Annotated in this window: 8 protein-coding genes and 1 other annotated feature; all 8 genes read left to right on the forward strand. The window is 55.8% G+C overall.

The annotated features are described in order from the left end of the window. Nucleotides 1-10: 10 nt before the first annotated feature. Nucleotides 11-1,279 carry an Rne/Rng family ribonuclease gene (locus tag ACSEXS_RS16630; RefSeq protein WP_438434360.1) on the forward strand — a complete coding sequence of 423 codons (1,269 nt, stop codon included), beginning with the start codon at nt 11-13 and terminating at the stop codon, nt 1,277-1,279. 69 nt (nt 1,280-1,348) lie between these two features. Then, nucleotides 1,349-1,439 (forward strand) — a sequence feature (ribosomal protein L21 leader region). A 13-nt stretch (nt 1,440-1,452) separates the two neighbouring features. Beyond that, nucleotides 1,453-1,764, forward strand: coding sequence for a 50S ribosomal protein L21 (rplU, locus tag ACSEXS_RS16635; protein ID WP_438434361.1), 312 nt, complete (start codon nt 1,453-1,455; stop codon nt 1,762-1,764). A gap of 14 nt (nt 1,765-1,778) precedes the next feature. Then, on the forward strand, nt 1,779-2,123 hold the full coding sequence (locus ACSEXS_RS16640; RefSeq protein ID WP_438434362.1) for a ribosomal-processing cysteine protease Prp: 345 nt from the start codon (nt 1,779-1,781) through the stop codon (nt 2,121-2,123). 17 nt (nt 2,124-2,140) lie between these two features. Next, nucleotides 2,141-2,452: a 50S ribosomal protein L27 gene (rpmA, locus tag ACSEXS_RS16645; protein ID WP_438434363.1), complete on the forward strand. Its 312-nt coding sequence runs from the start codon at nt 2,141-2,143 to the stop codon at nt 2,450-2,452. Nucleotides 2,453-2,613: 161 nt separating this feature from the next. After that, nucleotides 2,614-3,336, forward strand: a complete 723-nt coding sequence (locus tag ACSEXS_RS16650) for a Spo0B domain-containing protein (RefSeq protein ID WP_438434364.1) — start codon at nt 2,614-2,616, stop codon at nt 3,334-3,336. 9 nt (nt 3,337-3,345) lie between these two features. Beyond that, nucleotides 3,346-4,653, forward strand: a complete 1,308-nt coding sequence (gene obgE / locus ACSEXS_RS16655) for a GTPase ObgE (protein WP_438434365.1) — start codon at nt 3,346-3,348, stop codon at nt 4,651-4,653. A 316-nt stretch (nt 4,654-4,969) separates the two neighbouring features. Then, entirely contained in the window at nt 4,970-6,289 is a 1,320-nt protein-coding gene (locus ACSEXS_RS16660) for an S-layer homology domain-containing protein (protein ID WP_438434366.1), read from the forward strand. Between the two features lie 872 nt (nt 6,290-7,161). Beyond that, on the forward strand, nt 7,162-12,783 hold the full coding sequence (locus ACSEXS_RS16665) for a glycoside hydrolase family 78 protein (protein WP_438434367.1): 5,622 nt from the start codon (nt 7,162-7,164) through the stop codon (nt 12,781-12,783). The last annotated feature ends 177 nt before the right edge of the window (nt 12,784-12,960 follow it).

Raw genomic sequence — 12,960 nt, forward strand, 5'->3', positions numbered from 1 at the left:
AGGTGAACCGATGAACAAGCTAGTCGTGGAATGGGACAAGGGCGTAAGCCGGGTAGCGCTTCTGGAAAACGGGCGCCTGGCGGAATATTACCTGGAGGGGCCGGAAGAGAAGGAGCGGGCGGGCAACATCTTCAAGGGGCGGGTCGTCAACGTGCTGCCCGGAATGGATGCGGCGTTCGTGGATATCGGGCAAGGCCGCAACGCCTTTCTCTACCGGGACGACCTGTTGTCTCCCCACTACGAAGGAACCGAAGGGCGCAAGCCGGGAATTAATCAGCTCGTCCGCGTGGGCCAGGAACTGCTCGTGCAGATCAAGAAGGAGGCGCAGGGCAGCAAGGGTGCGCGGGTAACGACGCGCTTTACGATTCCGGGCCGGGCGCTGGTCTATATGCCGGAGGCGGGCTACACGGCCGTCTCCCGAAGAATCGCCGCCGCCGAGGAACGCCAGCGCTTGAAAGCCGCCGGCGACCGCTTGCGGCGGGACGGCGACGGAATCATCCTCCGGACGGTCGCCGAAGGCGTCTCCGAAGAGCGGCTGGAGCGCGAATGGGAGTTGCTTCGCGGGCTGTGGCGGACGGCGGCCGACAAGGCTCGGACGCAGTCGGCCCCGTGTCTGGTCTACCGCGATCTCGATCTTATCCCCCGGCTGGTCCGCGATCTGTTCACCGACCGGGTGGACGAGCTCGTATTGGACAATGCCGCGCTCGCCCAGCATTTGATCTCGCTGCTGAAGGCCATGGCGCCCGAGCAGGCGGCGAAGGTCGTCATTCACCGGGACAAGCGGCCGCTGTTCGAGTCTTATCCGATCGAACGCGAGCTGGAACAGGCCATGCGGCGGAAAGTTCCGCTGGCGAGCGGAGGCTATCTCATCGTCGACAAGACGGAAGCGATGACGGTGATCGATGTGAATACCGGCGGCTTTACGGGCCATGTCGATTTGGAGGAAACCGTCTTCCGCACCAATCTGGAGGCGGCGGAGGAAGTCGCCCACCTGCTCCGCTTACGGGACTGCGGCGGCATGATTCTGGTGGATTTTATCGATATGCTGCAGGAGGAGCACCGCCAGGCGGTCAGGGACAAGCTGGAACGGGCCGCGGAGCATGATCGGGGCAAGCTCCAACTGCTCGGCTGGACCCGGCTCGGGCTGTTCGAGCTGACCCGCCGTAAGCGGCGCCAAGGACTGGATTCGCTTTTCCACGAGATTTGCGCCGCCTGCGAGGGAACCGGCCGAATCCCCCGCGGGCAGGGGAGCGGTCTTCCGTCGCGCCCCGGGCATTGACGGCTTTTCTTGCCGATTTTCCTTGCAGATTATCGGGCGAATGTGATATCATAGATCAGTGTGTTGCAAAACATGCCCCAACCGCACGAAACGGGTTCAAGCGCGAACGGCGGATTTTCCGCGAAGTTGCCACCTGTTATAGGCGAGTCTTAGACATGAGGAGGTGCAACAAGATGTACGCGATTATCGAAACCGGAGGCAAGCAGTACAAAGTCCAAGAGGGCGATGTGCTCTTCATCGAAAAGCTGACGGCTGGCGAAGGCGAGTCCGTTACCTTTGACCGCGTCCTGGCCGTATCCGGCGAAGCCGGCCTTACGATCGGCGCTCCGCTGGTAGCCGGTGCTACCGTATCCGCCAAGATCGAAAAGCACGGCAAGGGCAAGAAAATCCTGGTTTATAAATACAAAGCCAAGAAGAACTACCGCCGCAAGCAAGGTCATCGTCAACCCTACACCAAAGTTGTGATCGACAAGATCCAAGCATAAGGCTGGGACCAGCGATGATTCAAGTTCGCGTTGAACGCAGCAAGGCCACCGGCGCTATCCTCTCGTTCCGGGTCAAAGGACATGCCGGCTATGCCGCACCCGGCGAAGATATCGTCTGCGCCAGCGTATCGGCCGTCACGGTCGGAACGGTCAATTCGATCGAGAAGCTGACCGGAGTCGTGGCCGATGCCCAAGTCCAGAAGGGATTCTTGAATGCCCGATACGCTCCCGAGCTGTTCGGCGAAGATCATCCCGAGGGGGCGCAGGTCCAATTGCTGTTGGAGTCCATGGTAGTCATTCTTCAGGAAATCGCTGAATCGTACGGTGACTATATGGCAGTAACCATTCAATCTCGGTAAGAAGGAGGTAGACCCAAATGTTGAAACTTGATCTTCAGCTGTTTGCGTCCAAGAAGGGCGTAGGCTCTACGAAGAACGGCCGCGACAGCATCTCCAAGCGCCTTGGCGCCAAGCGTGCGGACGGCCAAACGGTAACCGCAGGCAGCATCCTGGTGCGTCAGCGCGGAACGAAGATTCACCCGGGCAACAACGTCGGCATCGGTTCCGATGACACGCTGTTCGCACTCGTGGAAGGCGTTGTGAAATTCGAACGCTGGGGCCGCGATCGCAAGAAAGTGAGCGTCTACCCGGCAGCGGCAGCTCCGGTTGCCGCAACCGTCGAACGTTAATCGATAGGAACGTGAAGCGCCTCGGCTGAAGAGCCGAGGCGCTTTTTGCACCGGGAGCGACAGCGGCGGCCTGACGTGAGTTTGTCTATCCTTTCCAATCTCGCCTATGGTATACTTTGGGAAGTGTGTTTTTGATGCCGTCATCGAGCGGGAGAGGGATTATGGCGATGGGAAAAGACAAGGCGTGGCAGCTTCCGGCCATTCTGACCGGAGGACTTGGCCTCACGGTCGGATTGCCGTGGCTGCCCGGAAGAGCGGCGGCTGCCCTCCTGACGGCCGGTGCGGTCTGGTGGCATGCGCGGCGATCCGCCGCCGAAGAGCGAACTCGGCAGGATGACCGACTGCTTCGGGTCCTGTCCGTCTACCGGCATGACTGGATGAATCACATCCAGGTGCTGATGGGTTACATCCGTCTGAATAAGGTCGAACGTTTGACCGATTATATGGACAAGATAAGCGGGAAGGTCTTTGAGGAAAGCTACCTGTCGAGGATGGGGGTATCGGAGCTCGCGGTGTATTACTACGAGTTCCGGGCGGAGAAGCGGCATCTGGAGCTCGAATTTGAGATCGAGCGGGACATCGATCTGTCCCGGCTTCCGTTAAAGGGCCGTCCGGCCGCCGCCTTTATCCGCGATGCGGTTGAGTTCTTTTCCGGGGAAGCCGCCAACGATTGCGCCGACTCGGGCTCGCTCAGTCTGGCTTTCGACGAGGAGAACGAGTGCCTGCTGCTCGATTTTGCTTATTCCGGCTGTTTGAGTCCGGATGCGAAAGCGCAGTTTGCCGGCTTGCTGGACAATCATCGGCGCCATGGCTTGCAGGCGGAGCAGGAATGGAGGGAGAAGGAAGCGGCGGTTGCCGTAATCCTTCCCTTTTCAGGGAAATGAGGAGATCACATGTTTGTCGATAAAGCGAAAATCTATGTAAAAGGCGGCGACGGCGGCGACGGAATCGTGGCCTTCCGCCGGGAAAAATACGTGCCGGAAGGCGGACCCGCGGGCGGCGACGGCGGTCGGGGCGGCGATGTCATCTTTGTGGTGGACGAAGGGCTGCGCACCTTGATGGATTTCCGCTACCAGCGCCATTTCAAAGCGGAACGCGGCGTCAAGGGCCGCAACAAGAACATGCACGGCGCGAATGCGGAGCATCTGATCGTGAAGGTGCCGCCGGGCACGCTCGTCCTGGACGAGGACACGGGCGAATTGGTCGCGGATCTTACCCGCCAGGGCCAGCAGATGATCGTCGCCAAGGGCGGCCGCGGCGGGCGGGGAAACACCCGCTTCGTCACGACGGCGAACACCGCCCCCGAGATCGCCGAACGCGGCGAGGAAGGCGAAGAGCGCAACCTGATCCTCGAGCTGAAGGTGATGGCCGACGTCGGCTTGGTTGGTTTCCCCAGCGTGGGCAAATCGACGCTGCTGTCGGTCGTTTCGGCGGCCCAGCCGAAGATCGGAGCCTATCACTTTACCACCATTACGCCCAACCTGGGCGTGGTGGACGTCGGCGACGGACGCAGCTTCGTGATGGCGGATCTTCCGGGGTTGATCGAAGGCGCCCATACCGGGATCGGGCTCGGCCATGAATTCCTGCGCCATGTCGAACGGACTCGCGTCATTATCCACGTGGTGGACATGTCCGGCTCCGAAGGCCGCGATCCGTTCGAGGATTGGGTGAAGATCAACGAAGAGCTCAGCCTCTACAACGAAAAGCTGAAGGATCGGCCGCAGATCGTGGCCGCCAACAAGATGGACATCCCGGAAGCGGCCGAGCTTCTGGCGGAATTCCGCGAGAAGGTCAAGCAAGCCGGCCATGCCAACCTGGTGATCCTGCCCATCTCGGCGGCTTCGCGCGAGGGCATTCAGGAGCTCCTGTACAAGGCGGCGGATCTGCTCGACGCCATTCCCGACGAGCCGGCCCTGGAGGCGATTGAAGAGCTGGACGAGCGGAAGGTCTACCGGTACAACCGCAAGGACGAACCGGACGATATCGTCATCCGACGCGAGAACGATCTCTTTATCGTCGAGAGCCCCAGCTTGGAGCAGGTGCTGAAGCGGATGCAGCTGCACACCCAGGACGCGCTGCTCCGGTTCGACCGGATTCTTCGCAGCCGCGGCGTCAACGAAGCCCTGCGCAAAAAAGGGGCGGAAGACGGCCATTTTGTCCGGATCGGCGATTTCGAATTCGAGTTTGTGGAGCACGAATAAAGCTTCGCTGGCGGAAAGAGGATTTCTGCTTTCCAGATTCCGCTTGTTGGTCTATACTAAGGAAAGCCATGGAAGTTTGTCATCTGGCAAACAGGGCTCAGTTGAATTCGAACAGACGGAAGCACCGTCTTTTTCTCCGCGACGAGCGGGGAGGAGGGCTGTGCTTTTTTTGTTATCACGCGGTGTCGATTCCGGAGGAATTTGTGCGAAATGGCACCGGGGACGAAACGGATTTTGTGCTATGATCGGATGGATGAACCTGACGGAGCATCCATGAACTGCAAGGGAACTTCAAATGCCTATAGGAGTGAATGAAATGAACAACACCCACCTGCGGACGAAGAAAATAGCCAAGGCGGGAGCCGCGCTGCTCCTGGTCGCCAGCGTCACCCTGACGAGCGGAGCCGCCGTTACCGCAAGCGAGCCGGGCGGCGCAGCCGTCTCTGCCGTTTTAGCCGGTTCAGCCGCCGTTCAAACGGGCAGCTTCTCGGACATCGCCAAGCATTGGGCGAAATCGTCCATCGAGCAAGCGGCGAAGAAGGGATACGTGAACGGGTACGAGGACGGCACCTTCCAGCCGAACCGGCAGATCAGCCGGGCGGAGTTCACGAAGATGCTGGTGAGTGCGCTGGGGTTGACCGTGGGAGAAAAGAGAGACGGCGAGCCGTGGTATGCGCCGTATTTCGCCGCGGCTTCGAAAGCGGAGATCGCCTCGGCGTCGGAGTTCAATAACAACGTGGACAAGCCGCTGACGCGGGTGGAGATGGCTCGGCTGGCGATGAAGGCGCTGGGGAAGAAGCTGACGGGGTATGAGCCAGAGAGATTTGAAATAGGTCATACCTTCGACGAATTCAAGGCATATGGCGATGATCACTTCAATCCGAAGAAGTATTTGTATTACGCTACACAAGCTGGGGTCATCGGTGGTGTAGCTCGTGGTGTGATTGCGCCAGATAACTCCACGACTCGTGCGGAGTCGATAACCGTGATCGAGCGGGTTCTGACCGTTAAAGGCGGCGGTAAATTGGCGGTGGACAAATATGCCGTACAAGCAGCTGAATTATACTGGCACAAAACCAATGTATTCAGTGTGATGCCGGAATTTTTTATATCTAAAGATGCGACAGTAAACTATGATCCGAACAAGCTCGTTGTGGAATCGGAAGACAAAAATTACAAGTCGGTGATCGACTCAATCGTCGCCATCGACCTTGCTGATCCGAATGATCCCAACCTGAAGCTACTTCCTTCCGTGAAAAAACTGAGGTGGTATGCAAGACCAAATAAACCAGGTATTCCTTTGGATAAGTTCATGAACAGCTATCTTCTTTTCATTCAGGGGCATGTCGTTAAGGCAGATGGTAAATATGCTAGATATGCGGGTTCAAGTAAGATTGATACCTACATTGATCGTCCTTTTACTGCGAATATTGAAGATTTTTGGAATGGGAAGCTGGTCAATATTGCTTCAGTTTTTGTGGAAGGTGGACAGATTGACGATCGAGAGTTGTACCTCTTTCCCAAGAAGGGATTAACGTATGACCCCACAGAAGGTTCACTAACAATTTATCTTGAAGTTCCCGGAACCGGGATCATTCAACACGATTCAGTTCTCAGCGGTTGGCCAAGCTTCTGAGTGGGGGAATTTGGATGACCGGAAAAAAGCAACTTGGAATTGGGATCGCTGCGCTTGTAATTATCTCCATTGTGGCTCAGCTACTCGTTCAATGGGCCGGAGGAAGTGTGGCCCATGCGGAATCCGTTAGTGTTCCTATTCAATATGACAAAGTTAATCGGCTGGATAATGGAAGCTTCAGTGCAAACAATTCAGCAAAAGGTCAAATATCCTATACTCCAAAGTCTGGGTATACAGTGAAACAAGCTTATTACAAGGATCTAAAAACAGGTAACAATGTACAACTTATTTTAAATGACTCCGATTCAACCTCCGTTACGATTCAAGGCGTCCCGATCACAGTTACATCAAAGAGTAACGACAATCTCAGTTACTATGCTTGGGATCGTTACAGCGGATCGTCTTCGAATGTATGGAGAGCTACGCTAGATGGCCAAGCTGTCTCAGCTCCGGTTACCTCTGAGACGAGCAGGCTGAAGCCGGCCGGCACGGTATCGTATAGCATTGTAGACGGTTATAAGGTTCCGGATTATCCCGGCGTGATCGGAAAGGGACTAGAATTTCCCAATAAGATTTCGGAAGAGTATAAAGTAGACGAAGGGCAAAGTATTCAAAAAAATACGGTCATTGACTCATCTGTCGTCGCGATGCCAACGGTAAAGGACATTGATGCTAACCCTGACTATTACCGTGAGTTGAAAGTAATTATTAATGGCGTATATGAAATCAAACAATTCATGAATATCCCACAATCAAAAATATTAAATCAGCGTATTGTTCCGGAAAGTAGCACACGATACAAAATCGTCTTCGATCTGCAGATGGACTTCCAGGATAAGTACCGCCCACTTGACGCACCGGCAGCGGCAACTATGTACTACATCATGGGCTATACCACGACGGTGAAGTCCGTCACCTACCGATACCCCTACGATGTGACCGTGGAAATCGTCAAAGAGGATAAAACGGAGACTTCGCCGCCAACCACAACGGCTCCTCCCGGCAACACGCCGGAGCCAGCTAGCATCACCGGTGATTTCGATATCCTTCCCGGCAATTCCATCACCTACCGGGATTCTGTGGCCCTTCAGCCGAGGGACATCAAGACGACCGGGAATTGTACTTATCGGTATCAAGAGTTCTACTTGGAGAATGGGGTCACCTGGTCGTCAGGAAAACAGACGGACAAGGAGAAGCGAATAACGTTCACCTACCCGGATAATTACCCGGCGGCTATCAGCGCCGGCACGGTTACGGTGAAAATGAAGGTGACCGGAACCAGTTGCTCGTCCGACTGGATTACCAAGAGCTTCACGGTCAAAGCTCCGGCGAATAACAGCCCCCCGGACTTCAAGGTAGGCTGGGTCGATCCAGCCAATCCAAAGAAGATACTATCCCAGGCCATTGTCGGTCAAAAGCTGGACCTGATCTTCATCAATGACCCAGACGTCCCCACGCCCATTGACCCGGACGGGGACGAAATTTATTGGGACGGGTTCGACTTCACAGGTGCAACACAGCCATGGGTGAAGGACATCCCCAACAAATCGCATGAGTACATCGATGGCAACCATGATCTCGTCATGGACACGCCAGGCTACTTTTACGTGAAGGCTTCGATGCACGACTCCCTGGGAGCAGCGGCGACCCGGCAGGCAACGATTATGGTTGTGCCTCCCAATCCGGTCCCCGTCATTGATGGACCCAGCTCGGTGGTGGAGGGGCGTCCGATTAACCCGAATTTTAATGCAGACCGAAGCTACAGTCCCATGGGACGAACGATCGACCACAGCAAGGATGTATGGGGCAACAAAAAATCGGTCTATCCCACACCCGGAACCGAAACGATCACACTGGACGTGACGGACTCGGATGGACTGAAGTCGCTTCCGGAAGCGCAAGCGAAATTCAATCTGACCGTCAAACCGGACCTGCCCCCGGTGCCGCGGCTCGACTATCCGTCCATGTCCTTACGGAACATGGATGTGAAATTCACCGACACCTCGTACAGTCCGGACAACGACCAAATCGTCGAGCGGAGAGTGAGCTATTGGTACGACGCCAACAACGATGGAAGGCAGACGGTGGAGGCGACCGTTCCCGTCACGCTGGACGCCAACAATTCGTTTACGCTGCACCCGAACCGGATCGGCAAGTACTACATTACCTTGTACGAGAAGGAAGACTGGGGACGCAGCGCGACGCAGACCTTCGTGTTCGATGTGATCAACGACAGCCCGATGGTCTCGTTTGATGTGTACTCGGTGGTGCAGGAGCCGACGGTCATGCCGAACGTGCCGATCAGCACGGATACCATGCTGAACTGGAACAGCACAAACTTGATTGGAGATAAAGCATATAAAGGGTGGGCCAAGCTTTCTGATGGTTCTTTGGGGTCAGTGAGTCCGTTCGCAATATATGATGATCAGCGGTACCCTGCATTGTACACATCGGTAAGACCGGACAATTATCGTGTGCTAGGTTCTTATTCTTACACTAAGACTCCTCATGGGTGTCAGGGTATCAGAGGTTCGGAAGCAATTTCTCCCGATTACTATTACTCCTACTCGACATGTCGATATACAGGCAGTACAGGCGGCACTGGGGAGATTCGCCCCTTCGATTCCAGTAAACCGATAACATCGTTTAGATGGAGCGACTCCTGGCACACGTGGTACATGGATATACCCAACAATACCATCTCATATGAGGATGAATATGGGTATATCATGGGATATCGCTTGTCAACTATTTTCGGGCCTAGGAATTACGGCGAATATCCGGATCCGGATATTCGCTACGAGAGTAGGTATCTCACCGATCCCAGTACCCCGGCTGCAGACGGCAATCCTTTTTCGACAAAAGGCTTCAACGGCGTCGAGTTCAACACCTCTTTTTACTCTGTCGATCCCTATTTTAACAACAATCCCGATTATTATAAGCGTACGTACTCCTGGTATGACCGGCTTAATCCAACGTCACAAACTTATCTTAATCCGGAGAGTTATTTGAAAATAAATTTTAATTCCATCATCATGCCAGACGGCGGCGTATTAACCATTTCTTACAAGAGTACCGGCACCTACAGCGGAATAAACTACCTAAACCGCTACGATAAAGATCTCAATCTGGTCTGGACCGTTCCATTTCCGTCAGGAGTTAACATGAATAACGGTTATTCCATATTTCCGACAACGGATGGATCAAAAATTTACCTCAGCGGCGGTTATTTGAGTGCCGGCTATTCCGTATTCGTTCTGGATGCTGCCACCGGATCGACGCTGACCACGAAAGCCATGCCGGCGAGTGGGACTTGGGGAACCGCACCTGCTCTAGGGAAATGGGCTCAGTATTTCACCTACGTCACAACGGACGCAACGTATCCTTATGCGAGGACACAATACATCATGGACCAGGATTTAAACATCATCCGGTCGTACCCTGTGCCGGCGGGAGTGGGTTACTATCTATTCAGTGCTGGTTCGGACGGAGTCGCGACAGTGATGAACCGTGGACAACTGACAAGCTACGATTTTCTAACAGGAAATATTATTGCAACGGCCGATTTCTCTAGTTATCTTCCTGACGTTTCGTATATTTCCTCCTCTTCGATAGCTGCTCTATCCGATGGGTACGCGATGATTCATATGTCCGGAGATGAGAGGTCGAATTCTAACTACACCAATTACGTCGATATTTACATTAAATCTGACTCAGCTGTAGGTTCAGCTCAACTCACGGAAAGTGATCTATGGTCTCCCAGTTCCGCTTCCCTGTCCGACTTCAGCCTTTCTTATAAGATGCAGACCAACCCGAGGACGTACGACAACATGGAAATGTTGAAACGTCCCTCCGGATTCAACTTCCGCATTCAGGACCGGTTGAATATGTACCGGGTCGAGCAGATCAACAACACGCTGAATTTGGTGAAGATCGTAGGCGGCAACCGACAGGTGCTGCAGACGGTGAACTACAATTTCAAGTACGGAACGTACTATACGTACAAAATCACAGCGATGGGGAACAACATCAAGGTCTATATCGATGGGGTTCCGTATATGGAGGTCACGGACAATCAGTTCGCTTCGGGGAAGTACGGACCGTTTACCCAAGCGGAGCGGGTCCGGTTTAAGGACGTTTCGTATATGGACTTGTCCTCCATGTCCGGGAGTTCAGCGAATTCGGCCGGCGCGGTCGTCGTCGGCGATGGCATTCTCTACAACAAGTACCTGACCGATACGGAGAATGACCCCGAGGCCGCGCCGCTGGCGCAGTGGACGTACACCCAAACCTCGCAGCGCTTCCTGGATGCCGGGGATGGCAAGTCGGGCGTGTCGGCTTACAGCGGCAGATCGTTCAATTTGCCGCTGACCGCTCTCGACAAGGTAGGTCTCTATGCGATCACGTGGAAGGCGACGGACGATCCCCATCCCGATTACCGGTATCCGTCATCGGTGTTCGGTGATTACCGGAAGGGTTCGAACACCTACACGGCTTACCTGAACGTTCACCGGCGGCCGATCGCCAAGTTTACCGTGAGCGTGAACAGTTCAGGCTCGTTTGTTTGGAACGACCAGAGCTATGACCCTGACCGCTGGCTCAGTTCGACGAACTACTCGACGGAGAATACCGGTATCAACTATGCGGCAACCCGCGGCATTACCGAGTACCGGTATCAATACACGTCGCCAAGCGGACAAGTAGGGTATGGCAAGGTGATCCATCCTCAAGAAGTGGGAGCGTACACCCTGGGGACGGCCGTTAAGGACGAATTCGGTGCATGGAGCGACTGGGCTTACCAAACGGTCGGTGCGCCGAAGGTGATACCCAACACACCCCCGACGGCCACGCTGACGTATCCGACTGGTACCCAGTCCAATCCGACCATCGTTGGCCTGAGACCGACGCTTACCTGGATGCAGCAGGACGCCGACGCCGGCACCACTTTCTCGGCCTACCAGGTGGTGATCCAGAACGCATCGGGAGGCACCGTCCTAGACACGGGATCGCACCCGCAAGGGACCACCTCCACAAGCGGCTTCTATGCGTTGACTCAGGACCTGCCGACTTCTACGCCGCTGAACGTACAGGTGCGGGTTAACGACGGGGAAGCCTGGTCGGGATGGTCCAACATCGGCTGGATGAAGGTGAATGTTGCTCCGACGGTGCAGCTCACGAGCCCTGCGGGTACGCAGTCGGCTCCGCAGAAGATCCTCGACAACCTTCGGCCTAAGCTCATGTGGAATGCGGCCGACGTGGACGGCGATCTGACGAAGGCTTATCAGGTCCTTATTACGGGTGAGGATGGGAGGACGGTCTATTCTTCCGGCTCCGTCTCCGTCAACTGGTCGCTCGGCAGCCAATCGATGACGGTACCGACCGACTTGCCGACGAATGTACCGCTGAAGGTCATCGTGCGGGTTTACGATGGGCGTCTCTGGTCCGACTGGTCCAACGAAGGCTGGCTGTTCATCAACCGCAGACCGTTCGCCCTCATCACCTACCCGAGCGGGACAGCCAGTGCACCGACCGTGGTTTCGCGTTATCCGTCCATCGTCTGGACGCAGAGCGACCCCGACCCGGGGGCGACGTTCCCGCTGTTCCGCGTCCAGGTCTACGAGCTTAACGGAACCCGCGTCTATGACTCTGGGAATCTCGCCGGCGAAGCGGGCAGCGATACGTGGAGCACGCGGGCCCATGAGCTGGCCAAGGCCCTGTCGCCTGGGACGGTCTATAAGGCCCAGGTTCGGGTGTATGATGGCTACGACTGGGGGGAAGATTCGCCCTTCGCCTATATGCGGATCAACCAAGCGCCGTCGGCAACGCTCGCCATTCCCGCTCCCATCTATGAGCAGGATACGCCTACGTTCTCACTTGCCGTATCCGATCCCGACGGCGATGATCTGCGTGTGCGGGTGGAGGGGATTCGGGACGGTCAGCCGGAAGAACTGGTTCAGTGGGCGTTTGTCCGGTCGGGATCGACCCAGACGTTCGAGTATGGACCGCTGACGGCGGGCATGCAAGCGATCCGAGTAACCGTCACCGATCCGCTGGGGGAGACATTCACGAAGACGTGGAGCTTCCCGGTGCTGCCGCTCGGGATCACGGGAACCGTCCGCCATACGCCAGACTGGGAGGCCATCCGGCAAAATTGGAATGCCAAGCATCCGCAGGCGATCCGGTCCGCGTCGACCTTCTGGGCAGGGGAAGCGCTGGTACTGAGCGCTTCTGTAACCGACACCGGAACCGTAACCCGGCCGGTCCGGGTGACCGCGAAGCTGCGGACGAACGGCCTCTCCCTGACGCTAAAGGGAAGCGATGGAGTCCATTTCGGCGGGACGCTGAACGATCCGGCGCTGACCCGGCTTCAGGATGGAGAACATTGGCTCCGCTTTACGGCAGAGTGGTCGAATGGTGCGGTGACGGCAACGGATGTGGCCTTTACCGTTAAAGGCAGCCTTTACGAGGCTGTAGTGAATCAGACCCGACATTGACCGCTATGGAGCAATCTTGGGCAAACGGCCGCTTCCTCGGAAGCGGCCGTTTGCGGTTCATTTCTGGATAATTCCGAACGGTCCTCGGGAAGCTTCCAGGTCCTCGGTCTCTTTTAAACCCTTTTGTTTTCGGAGATGGCTTCGACAGGATCAGGCAACACGAGGGACAAGCATAAT

The sequence above is a fragment of the Gorillibacterium terrae genome (genome assembly GCF_051594785.1).
Taxonomy (GTDB): Bacteria; Bacillota; Bacilli; order Paenibacillales; family NBRC-103111; genus Gorillibacterium.